This is a genomic window from Streptomyces sp. NPDC005752, from assembly GCF_040630715.1.
Classification (GTDB): Bacteria; Actinomycetota; Actinomycetes; order Streptomycetales; family Streptomycetaceae; genus Streptomyces.
The window spans coordinates 1-12728 of record NZ_JBEXYB010000057.1; the positions used below are offsets into that span (position 1 = coordinate 1).

Annotated in this window: 16 protein-coding genes; 6 read left to right on the top strand and 10 right to left on the bottom strand. The window is 72.3% G+C overall.

Going from position 1 to position 12728, the window contains the following annotated elements; translation table 11 throughout:
* Positions 1–77: 77 nt before the first annotated feature.
* From ABZ441_RS31545 to ABZ441_RS31560, 4 genes are all read right to left on the bottom strand, one after another.
* A complete protein-coding gene (locus ABZ441_RS31545; protein WP_358980471.1) occupies positions 78–1121 on the bottom strand; it encodes a zinc-dependent alcohol dehydrogenase family protein in 1044 nt (347 codons plus the stop codon).
* A gap of 21 nt (positions 1122–1142) precedes the next feature.
* On the bottom strand, positions 1143–1823 hold the full coding sequence (locus ABZ441_RS31550) for a lysoplasmalogenase (protein ID WP_358980473.1): 681 nt from the start codon (positions 1821–1823) through the stop codon (positions 1143–1145).
* Positions 1820–2719, bottom strand: coding sequence for a sterol desaturase family protein (locus ABZ441_RS31555; protein ID WP_358980475.1), 900 nt, complete (start codon positions 2717–2719; stop codon positions 1820–1822). Before ABZ441_RS31555 ends, ABZ441_RS31550 begins: the two co-directional genes overlap by 4 nt.
* A gap of 253 nt (positions 2720–2972) precedes the next feature.
* Complete coding sequence (locus tag ABZ441_RS31560; protein WP_358980478.1) at positions 2973–3692, bottom strand: VIT family protein; 720 nt, start codon at positions 3690–3692, stop codon at positions 2973–2975.
* 142 nt (positions 3693–3834) lie between these two features.
* Here ABZ441_RS31560 and ABZ441_RS31565 point away from each other — a divergent pair, with 142 nt between their 5' ends.
* The 5 genes from ABZ441_RS31565 to ABZ441_RS31585 all read left to right on the top strand — a co-directional run bounded on the left by ABZ441_RS31565 (position 3835) and on the right by ABZ441_RS31585 (position 8629).
* Positions 3835–4842 carry a DEDDh family exonuclease gene (locus tag ABZ441_RS31565; protein ID WP_358980481.1) on the top strand — a complete coding sequence of 336 codons (1008 nt, stop codon included), beginning with the start codon at positions 3835–3837 and terminating at the stop codon, positions 4840–4842.
* A gap of 63 nt (positions 4843–4905) precedes the next feature.
* Positions 4906–5139, top strand: a complete 234-nt coding sequence (locus tag ABZ441_RS31570) for a hypothetical protein (protein ID WP_358980483.1) — start codon at positions 4906–4908, stop codon at positions 5137–5139.
* A gap of 68 nt (positions 5140–5207) precedes the next feature.
* Entirely contained in the window at positions 5208–6002 is a 795-nt protein-coding gene (locus ABZ441_RS31575; protein WP_358980485.1) for an SURF1 family protein, read from the top strand.
* A 73-nt stretch (positions 6003–6075) separates the two neighbouring features.
* Positions 6076–7869, top strand: a complete 1794-nt coding sequence (locus ABZ441_RS31580; protein WP_358980487.1) for a glycoside hydrolase family 15 protein — start codon at positions 6076–6078, stop codon at positions 7867–7869.
* Positions 7870–7873: 4 nt separating this feature from the next.
* Positions 7874–8629, top strand: a complete 756-nt coding sequence (locus ABZ441_RS31585) for an SDR family oxidoreductase (protein ID WP_358980489.1) — start codon at positions 7874–7876, stop codon at positions 8627–8629.
* A 21-nt stretch (positions 8630–8650) separates the two neighbouring features.
* On the opposite strand, the gene amaP is transcribed toward ABZ441_RS31585, so the two are convergent.
* The 5 genes from amaP to ABZ441_RS31610 are packed head-to-tail and all read right to left on the bottom strand — an operon-like array spanning position 8651 to position 10982.
* The gene (amaP, locus tag ABZ441_RS31590) at positions 8651–9229 is read right to left on the bottom strand and encodes an alkaline shock response membrane anchor protein AmaP (RefSeq protein WP_358980491.1); all 579 of its coding nucleotides are present in this window, start codon (positions 9227–9229) and stop codon (positions 8651–8653) included.
* A 4-nt stretch (positions 9230–9233) separates the two neighbouring features.
* Positions 9234–9920, bottom strand: coding sequence for a DUF6286 domain-containing protein (locus ABZ441_RS31595; RefSeq protein ID WP_358980493.1), 687 nt, complete (start codon positions 9918–9920; stop codon positions 9234–9236).
* Positions 9917–10270 (bottom strand): hypothetical protein, encoded by a 354-nt coding sequence (locus tag ABZ441_RS31600; protein WP_358980495.1) that lies wholly within the window; start codon positions 10268–10270, stop codon positions 9917–9919. Before ABZ441_RS31600 ends, ABZ441_RS31595 begins: the two co-directional genes overlap by 4 nt.
* Positions 10267–10458: a hypothetical protein gene (locus ABZ441_RS31605; protein ID WP_031099868.1), complete on the bottom strand. Its 192-nt coding sequence runs from the start codon at positions 10456–10458 to the stop codon at positions 10267–10269. Before ABZ441_RS31605 ends, ABZ441_RS31600 begins: the two co-directional genes overlap by 4 nt.
* 32 nt (positions 10459–10490) lie before the next feature.
* The gene (locus tag ABZ441_RS31610; protein ID WP_358980498.1) at positions 10491–10982 is read right to left on the bottom strand and encodes an Asp23/Gls24 family envelope stress response protein; all 492 of its coding nucleotides are present in this window, start codon (positions 10980–10982) and stop codon (positions 10491–10493) included.
* Positions 10983–11075: 93 nt separating this feature from the next.
* Here ABZ441_RS31610 and ABZ441_RS31615 point away from each other — a divergent pair, with 93 nt between their 5' ends.
* Positions 11076–11771 (top strand): hypothetical protein, encoded by a 696-nt coding sequence (locus ABZ441_RS31615; protein ID WP_358980500.1) that lies wholly within the window; start codon positions 11076–11078, stop codon positions 11769–11771.
* A 47-nt stretch (positions 11772–11818) separates the two neighbouring features.
* On the opposite strand, the gene ABZ441_RS31620 is transcribed toward ABZ441_RS31615, so the two are convergent.
* The gene (locus ABZ441_RS31620) at positions 11819–12610 is read right to left on the bottom strand and encodes an enoyl-CoA hydratase/isomerase family protein (protein ID WP_358980502.1); all 792 of its coding nucleotides are present in this window, start codon (positions 12608–12610) and stop codon (positions 11819–11821) included.
* Positions 12611–12728 lie beyond the last annotated feature (118 nt).

Sequence of the window (12728 nt, forward strand, 5' to 3'; positions counted from 1 at the left end):
TCACGGCCACGGTCTGCGTGCACTTGGCGTTGTCCTGCCCGGCCGGAGTGGCCTTGAGGGCCGAGGTCCGCGTACCGCTACGGCTTGATGAGGACCTTGAGCGCCGTGCGCTCGTCCATGGCCTTGTAGCCGCCCGGCACCCCGTCCAGCCCGACCGACAGGTCGAAGACCGGCGACGGGTCGATCGTGCCGTCCAGCACGTCGGGGAGCAGCTCCGGGATGTACGTACGCACGGGGGCCACGCCGCCGCGCAGGGCGATGTTCCGGTCGAACATGGCGCCGAGGTCGACCCCGGTGCCGCTGCCGTGCGGGACTCCGACGTATCCGATCGAGCCGCCGTCGCGGACGATGTCGATGGCCGTACGCATCGACTGCTCGGTACCGACCGCCTCGATCACCCCGTGGGTGCCTTCGCCCCGGGTCAGCTCCCGTACGGCCGCGAGGGCGGCCTCGCCGCGCTCGGCGACGACGTCCGTGGCGCCGAACGCGCGGGCGATGTCGGTGCGGGCCCGGTGGCGGCCCAGAGCGATGATCCTCTCGGCACCGAGGCGCTTGGCCGCCATGACGCCGCACAGGCCGACCGCGCCGTCACCGACGACCGCCACGGTGCTGCCGGGCCTCACTCCCGCGCCGAGCGCGGCGTGGTGTCCGGTGCCGAGGACGTCGGAGAGGGCCAGGAGCGCGGTGAGCAGCCGGTCGTCGGACGCGGCCGCCGCCGGGAGCCTGACCAGGGTGCCGTCGGCGAACGGCACACGGACGGCCTCGCCCTGACCGCCGTCGGACCCGACCGATCCCCAGAAGCCGCCCTGGGCGCATGAGGTGGTCAGTCCTTCGGCGCAGTACGCGCAGGTGCCGTCGGACCAGACGAACGGGGCCACGACGAGGTCGCCGACGGCGAAGCCGTTGACCCCGGAGCCGGCCTCCTCGACGACGCCGAGGAACTCGTGGCCGATCCGCTGGCCGGGCTGCCGGGCCGATTCGCCGCGGTAGGCCCACAGGTCGCTGCCGCAGATGCAGGCCCGCAGCACCCTCAGGACCACGTCGGTGGGCTGCTGGACCGTGGCGTCGGGCACCTCCTCCACACGGATGTCGTGGGGGGCGTGGATCACTGTGGCGCGCATGCGTGGGGGTCCTCGTTCGTCTCAGATTCTGATACGCCTCCCACGGTACGCTCCAGGGGCGGCGCCGGTGGAATCCGCGCGTACGGTGAGCGCCCCCTGCGTGAGGAGGTACTGCGCCGCGATGTAGGTGAGCATGATCCAGAAGTTGTGGGCGGGGAGCTGCGGCCACTCCGCGATACCGGTGGCGATCAGCGCGTCGGAGAGCAGGAAGAGCGCGCCGCCGAGTGCCGCGTACCTGCCGAGGGCGCCGGCCCGCCAGGCCATGGCGGTCAGAAGCAGGCTGTAGCCGGTCAGGGGGATCCGCAACTCCCCCGGCAGCCCTGGCCACAGGAGTACGACGAAGACCACGAGGACGGCGGCGTACGCGAGGCCGGCCGCCAGGGAGACGCGGGCACGTCCGAAGAGCCACAGGTAGCAGACGTGGCCGACGGCGAAGGACCCCATCCCGGCGAGGAAGCCCGCGTCCGCGTCGGGCATCAGCAGCACGTCCCCGCCCCAGCCGAAAAGCAGCGCCGCGATGAGGGGACCGGGGCCGCCCCGCGCGGCGGCGTAAGCGGCGAGGAGGGGCATCAGCAGGGGCTTGGTGACCAGGTGGACGGTGTCGACGCCGGCCAGGAGTCCGGCCAGGTGGACGGCGGAGACGGCGAGGAAGACCGCGAGCAGCGGGCGCACGAGCCGGGGCGCACCGGTCCGGGGGGTCATCCGGTCTGCTCGGTGGTGGTGGCGCGCGGCTGTGAGGGCGCGGCCGCCGGGATGCCCGCGGGGTGTGAAGGCTGCCAGCCCGGACCCCGGAACACCCGGCCCGCACGCTCGCCCCAGGTGGTGGCCGCCCGTACGTCACGGGCGATGGCGGCGTACTCGTGAGTGGCGACGCGCAGGGGGTTGTGGGTGGCGATGTTCTTGGTGAGGCCGAAGACGGGCCGCTCGGTCTCGGCGGTGAAGGAGCCGAAGAGCCGGTCCCACACGATCAGGATCCCGCCGAAGTTCCGGTCGAGGTATCCGCCCTGGGAGGCGTGGTGCACCCGGTGGTGGGAGGGGGTGTTGAGGACGTACTCGAAGGGCCGGGGCAGCTTGTCGATCCGTTCGGTGTGCACCCAGAACTGGTAGACGAGGTTCACCGAGGAGCAGAAGGCGAGCGCGGCCGGGTGGACCCCGCAGGCGATGAGCGGGACGTAGAACGGCCAGACGGTCAGTGAGGTCCAGGGCTGGCGCAGCGCCGTCGTGAGGTTGAACTTCCTGCTGGAGTGGTGAACCACATGGCAGGCCCAGAGAATCCGGATGACGTGGTGGCCCCGGTGGGACCAGTAGTAGAAGAAGTCCTGGGCGAGCAGCATCAGCAGGACCGTCCACCACAGTACGGGGACGCGCAGCGGGGTCAGTTCGTAGACCGCGGCGTAGATCGCGACGAGGGGGATCTTCCACAGCAGGTCGAAGACCAGGCTGCCCAGCCCCATGGTGACGCTGGTGGCTGCGTCCCTGGCGTCGTACCCGGCGGCGTCCTCGTCCGGGTGAAGCCGGTGGACCACCATTTCGAGGACGGTGAGCAGGACGAAGGCCGGGATCGACCACAGCACGACGTCGGGCAGGTTCGGCTCCATGCGAGCACCGTAGAGCCGTCCCGGGTGCCGGGCATAGACGTTGTTACCGACAAGTATGTGAGACATGGCGTCACGAGCGTTTGGTGGGTTCCGCCAACAGCGCCGTCCCTGGTCTTCCGCCCCGCACGTCGCCGACAGGGAGGAACGCGCTTTCCGGAGGGGACGTCGCGGCGATGCCCGGCGGCCACCCACGGCGGGCGGCGCGGCCGTCGGGTCGCTGCCGGGGGCCCGGCCCGGGGCCGACGGGCCGCCCTCACACGCCCGCGGCCCCCAGCAGTGCCCCCGCGCCGTACGTCACCGCCATCGCCACCGCTCCCCCCGCCATGTTCCGCAGCACGGCACGTCCCACCGCCGCCGCACCCAGCCGCGCGCTCCACCAGCCGGTGAGCGCCAGGGCCGCGAGCACCGACACCACCGTGACGGCCAGCCGCAGCGAGGTCGGGGGCAGCACGATGGCCAGGAGGGGAAGCAGCGCGCCCACGGTGAAGGCGAGGAAGCTCGCCCCCGCCGCGTGCCACGGGTTGGTCAGTTCGTCCGGGTCGATGCCCAGCTCGACCTCGGCATGGGCGCGCAGCGCGTCGCGCTTCGTGAGCTGCACCGCGGCCTCCCGCGCGAGCCGGTGACTGAGCCCCTTCTCCTCCAGCAGCCCGGTCAGCTCGGCGAGCTCGGCCTCCGGGGTCTCCTCCAGTTCCCGTCTCTCCGTCGCGAGCGCCGCCTCCTCGGAGTCGCGCTGGGTCGACACCGACACGTACTCGCCCGCCGCCATCGACATGGAGCCGGCCAACAGCCCGGCCAGGCCCGCCGTCAGCAGGGTGGACCGGCTCCCGGTGGCCCCGGCCACGCCGACGACGAGTCCGGCGGTGGAGACCACCCCGTCGTTGGCACCGAGCACCGCGGCCCGCAGCCAGTTGAGCCGGGTGCCGAGCCCGCTTCCGTGTGGTTCGTCGTGCGTCTGCGCCTGTGTGTCCGTCACCCCGGGAGCGTCTCACCGCGCTCCGCCCGCGCGCCTGCCCGACCCGCGCTTCCGGCGCCGCGGTCAACTCCACGACGGCCGGTCCGGGTTCACCGCCCGAGGTGCCCGGATAGGTCGCTGTCGGTCCCGGCCCGTATTCTCTGTGACCATGCTCGACGACCGTCAGACCGCAGCGCCGTGGCCGGCCGCGTATCCCCAGGGGTACGCGGTCGTCGACGTGGAGACCACCGGACTCGCCCGCGACGACCGGATAATCTCCGCTGCCGTGTACCGGCTGGACGCCAGAGGTGATGTCGAGGACCACTGGTACACACTGGTCAACCCCGAACGCGATCCCGGCCCGGTATGGATCCATGGGCTGACCAGCGATGTCCTGGAGGGCGCGCCGCTCTTCCCGGAGGTCGCCGCGCAGTTGTCCGAGCGGCTCGCCGGCCGGGTGCTCGTCGCGCACAACGCCGCGTTCGACTGGTCGATGATCGCCCGGGAGTACGCACGGGCGGCGGTCACCGCACCCGTGGAGCAGCGACTGTGCACCATCGCGCTCGCCAAGGAGCTCCGACTCCCCCTGCCCAACCACAAGCTGGAGTCGCTGGCCGCGCACTTCGGTGTGGTCCAGCAGCGCGCCCACCACGCGCTGGACGACGCGCGGGTGCTGGCCGAGGCGTTCCGGCCGAGCCTGCACGCGGCGGCCCGGGACGGGGTGCGGCTGCCTCTGCTGGAGTGCCGCCCGCTGACGGAGTGGTACGACTCCCCGGTCGTCCCGCGCGCCGGCTACCGGCCGTCGCAGAGTCAGGGCAGCTGGCGTCCCGCCCGTAAGCGCCCCGCGTGTCCGTATCCGAACCCCGGCCGCTACGAGTCGGACAAACCTCTCATGCAGGGCATGAGGGTGGCCTTCTCCGGGGACACCTCCATCGACCGTGAGCTCCTGGAGGACCGTGCCGTGGAGGCGGGCCTGCACGTGGCGACGAGCGTGTCGCGGCTGACGAGTCTGCTCGTCACCAACGACCCGGACTCGGCGACGTCCAAGACCGTGAAGGCGAAGTCGTTCGGCACCCCGGTCCTGGAGGAGAGCGCCTTCACTCATCTGCTGCGCGACGTGGCACCGGCCAGGGCGGCCACCGTGCCGAAGCCGTCACCGTCATCGGAGTGAACCGGCGGCGATTCGCCCGCCATCGGCTCGCCCGCCGCCGCGGGGCACCTCACCCTGTGGCGCATGGCACGTTGTGAGGTTTGCGGAAACGACTACGGGATGTCCTTCGAGGTGCACGCGCAGGGCGCCGTGCATGTCTTCGACTGCTTCTCCTGCGCCATCCACCGCATGGCACCCATCTGCGAGCACTGCCGGGTCCAGGTCATCGGCCAGGGCGTAGAGGTCGACGGCCACTGGTACTGCGGCGGCCACTGCGCCCGCGCCGAGGGAAGGGCGGGCATCGTGGACAAAGCGTGACGGGCCGCCCCGTCCGCACGAGGGACCCGCCGTGCGGCACCCCATGGCCCCGGTTGTACGGTCATGGGGTGTACCGCTTCCTGTTGACCCGGCAGTGGGTGATCCTCACCCTCCTCGTCCTCGCCATGATCCCCACGATGGTGGAGCTGGGTTTCTGGCAGCTGCACCGGCATGAACACCGGGTCGAGCAGAACGCGCTGATCACGCGGAACCTCGAGGCCGACCCGGTCCCCGTCACCCGCCTCACCTCTGTCGGACACTCCGTCCCCCGCTCCGACTACTGGCGTGCAGTGACGGCCACCGGGACCTTCGACACCGAGCACGAGGTCGTCGTACGCCGCCGCACCTCGCAGGACGAGCGCATCGGCGTACTGGTCCTGACCCCGTTCGACCTCAAGGGCGGCGGCACCGTGCTGGTGAACCGCGGCTGGGTCCCGGCAGCGGACGACCAGCAGGCCTTTCCCGAGGTACCCGCACCGCCCGGCGGCGAGGTCACCGTCGCGGGCCGGCTCAAGGCGGACGAGACGACGAGCGCCAGCGGCATCAAGGACCTCAACGGTCTGCCCGACCGCCAGGTGATGCTCATCAACAGCTCCCAGCAGTCGGATCTGCTCGGCCGTCCCGTGCTGGGCGGATATCTCGAACTGACGGACCCCCCGCCGGCCGACGGCAGCCCCGAGACGATCGCCGCCCCCGACGACGGCTCCATCGGCCCTCACATGGCCTACGCCGTGCAGTGGTGGCTCTTCGCCGCCGGGGTTCCCGTCGGCTGGGTCATCCTCGTGCGCCGGGAGAAGCGCGACCGCGAAGAGGCCGTCGAGGGGAGCGGGACGGCGGCGCAGCCGGAACCGGCGCGCGCCTGACGGCGGTCACGCCCGTTCTGTTCGCACCGGTTTCGCTGCTTAGCGGAGCCCTGGTTCGGGAAGACGCCAGAGCGTGACCCCACGTATCGAGGACTACGCCATCATCGGCGATCTCCAGACCGCCGCCCTGGTCGGCAGGAACGGTTCTGTCGACTGGCTGTGTCTGCCACGCTTCGACTCGGGCGCCTGCTTCGCGGCGCTGCTCGGGGACGAGGACAACGGACACTGGCGCATCGCCCCCCAGAGCACGGACAGCACGGACGTCTGCACCCGGCGCGCCTACGTGGACGACTCCCTGGTCCTGGAGACCTTCTGGGAGACCAGGACCGGGACCGTCAAGGTCATCGACTTCATGCCGCAGCGCGACAAGTCGCCCGACGTCATGCGGATCGTCGAGGGCGTCAGCGGCAGCGTCGACATGAGTTCCGTCCTGCGGCTGCGGTTCGACTTCGGCTCCATCGTCCCGTGGATGCGCCGCTCGCACGGCCACCGGGTGGCCGTCGCCGGCCCCGACTCCGTCTGGCTGCGCAGCGAGCCCCCGGTCAAGACGTGGGGGCAGCAGTTCAGCACGTGCTCCTCCTTCACGGTCGCCGAGGGCGAGTCCGTGGCGTTCGTACTCACCTGGCACCCCTCGCACTCCCCCCGACCGAAGCTGATCGACCCTCACAAGTCGCTGAAGCACACCCTCAGCGACTGGGCGAAGTGGTCGGCGAAGTGCACCTACCACGGCCCGCACAGGGACGCGGTGCTCCGCTCGCTGATCACCCTGAAGGCACTGACCTACGCCCCCACCGGCGGGATCGTGGCGGCCCTCACGACCTCACTGCCGGAGGAGATCGGCGGCGTACGGAACTGGGACTACCGCTACTGCTGGCTGCGCGACTCCACCCTCACCCTGGGCGCCATGATCTCGGCCGGCTATGTGGAGGAGGCGGCCGCGTGGCGGGACTGGCTGCTGCGGGCGGTGGCCGGTGACCCGGCGGACCTCCAGATCATGTACGGGCTCGCCGGGGAGCGCAGACTCCCCGAGTCGGAGCTGACGTGGCTGAGCGGCTACGAGAACTCCGCCCCGGTCCGCATCGGCAACGCGGCGGTGCGGCAACGGCAGCTCGACGTGTACGGCGAGGTCATCGACTCGCTCAGGGTGGCCCGAGCCGCCGGGCTCGACGACAAGCCGCATGCCTGGAATCTGCAGCTCAGTCTGCTGGGCTTCCTGGAGTCGACCTGGCGCGAGCCGGACGAGGGCCTCTGGGAGGTGCGCGGCGAGCGCCGCCACTTCGTCCACTCCAAGGTGATGGCCTGGGTCGCGGCCGACCGCGCGGTGCGCACCCTGGAGGAGAACCCCGGTCTGCCGGGCGACGCGGACCGGTGGCGGGCGATGCGGGACGCCGTGCACGCGGAAGTGGTCGAGAAGGGCTACGACCCCGTACGCAACACCTTCACCCAGTACTACGGCTCCCGGGAGCTGGACGCCTCGACGCTGCTCATCGTGCGCACCGGCTTCCTGCCGCCCGACGACCCTCGGGTGATCGGGACGGTCGACGCGGTGCGGGACGAGCTCGCCCACGACGGCCTGATCCGCCGCTACAGCACCGAGGGCGCGTCGGTGGACGGTCTCCCCGGCGACGAGGGGGCGTTCCTGGCGTGCTCGTTCTGGCTGGTCGACGCCCTGCTGCGGACGGGCCGCAGACGGGAGGCCGAGGCGCTCTTCGAACGGCTGCTGGACCTGCGCAACGACGTGGGGCTGCTGGCCGAGGAGTACGACCCGGTGGCCGGGCGCCAGCTCGGCAACTACCCGCAGGCGTTCAGCCACGTCGGTCTGGTGAACAGCGCGGTCGACCTCGCCGGGGAGGACTTGGCAGGATAGGGCCATGGATCTTGGACTGAAGGACCGTGTGTACATCGTCACCGGCGCGACCCGCGGGCTGGGCAACGCCACCGCCCGCGCGCTCGCCGCCGACGGCGCGAAGGTGATCATCTCCGGCCGTGACGAGAAGAGCGCCGCCGAGGCGGCCGCCGAACTGGGCCCCGAGGCGGTCGGACTCGCCGCGGACAACGCGGACCCGCTGGCCGCCCGACGGCTGGTGGACGCCGCGAAGGAACGCTTCGGCAGGCTGGACGGCATTCTGATCAGCGTCGGCGGCCCCGCGCCGGGTTTCCTCGCCGACAACACGGACGACCAGTGGCAGTCGGCGTTCGAGTCGGTCTTCCTCGGTGCCGTGCGTCTGGCCCGTACCGCGGCCGAGTCGCTCGGCGAAGGCGGCGTCATCGGCTTCGTCCTGTCCGGATCGGTGCACGAGCCGATCGCCGGTCTGACGATCTCCAACGGGCTGCGCCCCGGCCTCGCCGGTTTCGCCAAGTCCCTCGCCGACGAGCTGGGCCCGCGCGGCATCCGGGTCGTCGGCGTGCTCCCGTCCCGGATCGACACGGACCGGGTGCGTGAGCTCGACGCCCTGTCGGGTGACGCGGAGGCGTCCCGCACGGCCAACGAGGCGCGCATCCCGCTGCGCCGTTACGGCACCCCGGAGGAGTTCGGGAAGACCTCGGCCTTCCTGCTCTCCCCCGCCGCCTCCTATCTGACGGGCATCATGGTGCCCGTCGACGGCGGCGCCCGGCACGGTTTCTGACGCCGCCGCTCCGGGCGACGGTCAGCTCACCCGCTCCGCACGGTGCTTGACCGCCTTCAGACGGACCTCGGTGGGCAGCTCCTCCAGCCCTGCCGAGGTCCGCGCGTGGGTCAGCGCCCCCTCGGAAAGCCCTCTCAACGCCGACCCCGGGGCCGCGTGCGGCTCCATCATCAGCCGGACCCGGGCCCTCGGGGCGGTGCGTCGGCCGGTCAGCGTCACCTTGGCGTCGGACACCCCGTCCAGGGTTCCCGCCTCGTCACCGAGGGCGCCCTCCAGCGCCCTGCCGCGCAGGACGGCGCCCTCTCCGTCGCCGCTGTCGACCAGCACCTCGGCGAGGCGCCCGCGGCGCAGCTGGGCGAGGAGCCACCACAGTGCCAGGACCACCAGGACGGCGAGGGCCGCGATGACGGCGGGCCACCACCAGCCCTCGTCCCGCCACTTGGTCCGGTCCCCCTTGCTGAGCAGCACGTCGTCCGTGCCGTCCCAGGGCCACCAGGACGGCACGGACAGACCGAGCCCCGTCGCGAGTACGGCACCGCCGACGACGACGAGGACCAGCCCTGCCAGGCCGAGCAGGACCCGGTTGACGGTCTTGATCACGGGGTCACCCCTTCTTCGCCGGCCGGCGCACGTGCACGGAGAGGCCGGGCGGCCGCGCCAGGCCGAGTTCGCTGACGGCCGTGGACAGGACGGTGTCCAGATCGGCCCTGACGTCGTCGAGTTCACGGAAGTGCGAGAGCGCCCGTACGGTCGCCTTGCGACGGCTCATCCTCACCCGTACGGACTGCACACCGGCCACCTCCACCGCCCGGTCGCGCAGGACCAGGGCGGCGGCGGTCCGGTCGAGTCCGGCCCGCACACCGGCATGCCGGCGGCTCATCGGGAGCAGCGCGCGCAGCCCGGGGGTGAGGGCCAGGAGAAGGAGCCAGAGGCCGAGCGCGGCCGCCAGCGCCGATCCCGCGAGGACCCATACGTCGTCGAGGTGACGGCTCGCCAGGTCGTCGGCGACGGAGCGCCGCCACTGCATGGCCGGGTGGTCGGCCCGTACGGCGGCGATGTCGTAGAGCAGAAGTCCTGCGCCGCCGAGGACGACCAGAGCGGTCAGCGCAGCGGGGACCCGGCGCCCCGACCAGAAGCGGCCCGCCCTCCCACCCGGCTCGTCCGGCACGGGGCCGGGTTCGTAGGTCGAGCCCGAGGCGGACTGGTCCATCTCGAGCACGCCGCCCGGGGGCGGCGCCCCGACGGTGGGCAGACGCCGCGTGCTGTTCTCCGGGTCCTGGGGCTCGCTCATCGGATGCTCCCCTCCGGTGCGGTGCCCGCTCCCGACAGATGCAGCCGTTCGACCTGGACCGCCACTTCGGGCACCTCCATCCCCGCCAGTGCTCTTACCCGCTCGGCCACCCGACGACGCACCGACCCGCACTGCCGGCCGATGTCGCAGGGGTAGGCGAGGTCGAGGCTGACCCGCACACGGGCGGTGTCGTTGTGCACGGTGACGGTGGCGCGCGGTGCGGCGGCGTCCTCGGGCCGCTCGTCGACCGCCTCCTTCGCCGCCTGCGCGGCGATCTTCGCGACGACCCGGTCGGCGATCCGGGTCTGCCCGCGCTCCGCGGCGTCGACCCGGCCTGTTCCCCCCGTCACCGTCGTCGGTCGCCGCGCTCGCGACTCCGGAAGAAGTCGCCGGGTTCCAGGTCACCGTCCAGGAAGCGGCCGGCGACGAAGCCGACCGCGCCCAGCGCGGCCACCAGCAGAAAGGCCCCGAACCCGCCGAAGTACCCGGCGAAACCGAGCGCCATGCCGGCCACCAGGCCGACCACAGCCATGCTCATCGTGTGCTCCTCAACTGCCGCGCGGGAGGGACCTACTGGACGCGTGTCTCGGACTCGCCCTCGTCGTCCTCCTCGTCGGGCAGTTTGACGTCGCTCACGGCGATGTTGACCTCGACGACCTCCAGACCGGTCATCCGCTCGACCGCCGCGATGACGTTCTCGCGCACGTCGCGGGCCACCTCGCTGATCGCCACGCCGTAGTCGACCACGATCTCCAGATCGAGGGCCGTCTGCGACTCGCCGACCTCCGCCTTGACGCCCCGGCTCACCGACTTGCCGCCGGGAACACGGTCGCGCACCGCACCGAAGGTCCGGGAGAGGCCGCTGCCCATCGCGTGGACCCCGACGACGTCGCGTGCCGCCATTCCGGCGATCTTCTCGACCACACCGTCGGCGATGGTGGTGCGTCCGCGGGTGGCGGGTGGGCCCCCGCCACGCTTGGTGAGCTGGTTCTGCCTGCCGTCGTCCCCGCCGGGCACAGTGCCGGGGCTGTCGGGCCGGTTCCGCTGTGGGCTCTCGGTCATCGCCGCTCTTCCCTTCGGGGCGGGTTGAACTTCCGTGGCCCACACTAAGTGCGCTTGCCCGGTCCCGCGCCATGGATGGGGCAGGGTGGAGCAATGACAACGGCTGACAGCCCGCACGGGGCCGACGGATGGACCGCTGCCGTACGCCAACGGCTCGGTCTGGGCAGGCTGCTCCCTCTGGGCGGCCCCTCCGACTGTTCATGGATCGCCGAACGGGCGGCCGCGGCGGTGCTGCGGGACGCCGCGGCCGGGTCGGGGGCCGTGCTGGGGGCGCTCCGGATCGCCTCGGCCGGCACGGACCACGCCCAGGAGCCGGTGGCACCCGGGCCTCCCAGCGCGCTGCCACCCGGGCCGTTGCGGATCGAGGCCGGTTTCTCCGCGACGGCACGGCGGCCGCTGCCCGCCACCGCGGAGGCGCTGCGCACAGCCCTGCTGACGGCGGCGGCCCAGCGGCTCGGACTGGTGGTCGACGAGGTGGACCTGCGGGTGACGGATCTGCTGGAGGAGGAGGCCCGGCCGGCCGCCGAGCCAGCCCCCGAGCTCCGGACGGCGGAGCCGGAAGAGGCCGCCGGGAGTTCGGCGGCCCGCGTTCCGGGCGTCGTCTCGCTGACCCGGGTGCTGGGCAGCGCAGTTCAGCACACCGACGGTCACGTCCGGGTCGAGGTGGCGACGGCCGGGGACCACCGGGCGCTCGATGTGGCGCAGGCGGTGCGCGGGGCGGTGGCCGACGCCGTCGAGGGCCGCCCGACGGTCGCCGTGCTGGTCACTGCCGTCGTCGACCGGACATGAGGGTGCCCCTCACCGTCCGGTGAGGGGCAGGGCGCGCGGGCCGCGGCTCAGTCGGCGAGGCCGGCGAGGTCGCGGAGCCGGCGGCCCTGTGCGGCCCGCTCGGCGGTGCGCTGCTCCTCGTACGTACGCGAGAGTGCGCCGCTCAGCAGCGCCTTCGTCTCGACGACCGCGTCGCGCGGGGCGGCGAGCAGGGCCGCTGCCAGGTCGTGCCCCGCCGCGTCGAGCTGGTCGGCCGGGACGACGAGGTTGGCGAGGCCGGTGCGCTCGGCCTCCTCCGCGTGCACGAAGCGGCCGGTGGCACAGATCTCCAGCGCGCGGGCATACCCCACGAGGTTGACGAGGGGGTGGGTGCCCGTGAGGTCGGGAACGAGACCGAGGCTGGTCTCGCGCATGGCGAACTGCACGTCCTCGGCGACGATCCGCAGATCGCAGGCGAGGGCGAGTTGGAAGCCGGCACCGATCGCGTGCCCCTGGACGGCCGCGATCGAGACGATGTCATTGCGGCGCCACCAGGTGAACGCCTCCTGGTACTCGGCGATGACCGTGTCGAGCTCGGCCTCCGAGCCACGCGCCATGTCGATGAAGGACGGCTCGCCGTCGAATCCCTCGGGTGCGAATGCCTGCCGGTCGAGTCCCGCGGAGAAGGACTTGCCTTCGCCACGCAGCACGACGACCCGCACGCTGCCGGGGAGCGCCCGTCCGGCCTCTGCCAACGCCCGCCACAGAGCGGGAGACTGAGCGTTGCGCTTGGCCGGGTTGGTGAGCGTCACCGTGGCAACCGCGTCATCGACGGTGAGCCGTACGCCGTCCTTGTCGAGCACAGAGTCGAGCGAGGTCATGGAGCGCCTCCGGATCGGGTGCAGTCAGCACTTACTGGCAAGTAACTGAACAGTAACCACCCGGACGACCTGACGGTCGGCCGGGTGGCCACCCCGTGTTCCGGTGAGCCCCGGGGCC

Bases quoted from the DNA above. Each gene is read 5' to 3' on its own strand.
- ABZ441_RS31555 (WP_358980475.1), bottom strand. From the start codon at position 2,719: ATGGAGCCGAACCTGCCCGACGTCGTGCTGTGGTCGATCCCGGCCTTC.
- ABZ441_RS31615 (WP_358980500.1), top strand. From the start codon at position 11,076: ATGACAACGGCTGACAGCCCGCACGGGGCCGACGGATGGACCGCTGCC.
- ABZ441_RS31585 (WP_358980489.1), top strand. From the start codon at position 7,874: ATGGATCTTGGACTGAAGGACCGTGTGTACATCGTCACCGGCGCGACC.
- ABZ441_RS31550 (WP_358980473.1), bottom strand. From the start codon at position 1,823: ATGACCCCCCGGACCGGTGCGCCCCGGCTCGTGCGCCCGCTGCTCGCG.
- ABZ441_RS31545 (WP_358980471.1), bottom strand. From the start codon at position 1,121: ATGCGCGCCACAGTGATCCACGCCCCCCACGACATCCGTGTGGAGGAG.
- ABZ441_RS31605 (WP_031099868.1), bottom strand. From the start codon at position 10,458: ATGAGCATGGCTGTGGTCGGCCTGGTGGCCGGCATGGCGCTCGGTTTC.
- ABZ441_RS31620 (WP_358980502.1), bottom strand. From the start codon at position 12,610: ATGACCTCGCTCGACTCTGTGCTCGACAAGGACGGCGTACGGCTCACC.
- ABZ441_RS31595 (WP_358980493.1), bottom strand. From the start codon at position 9,920: ATGAGCGAGCCCCAGGACCCGGAGAACAGCACGCGGCGTCTGCCCACC.
- ABZ441_RS31570 (WP_358980483.1), top strand. From the start codon at position 4,906: ATGGCACGTTGTGAGGTTTGCGGAAACGACTACGGGATGTCCTTCGAG.
- ABZ441_RS31610 (WP_358980498.1), bottom strand. From the start codon at position 10,982: ATGACCGAGAGCCCACAGCGGAACCGGCCCGACAGCCCCGGCACTGTG.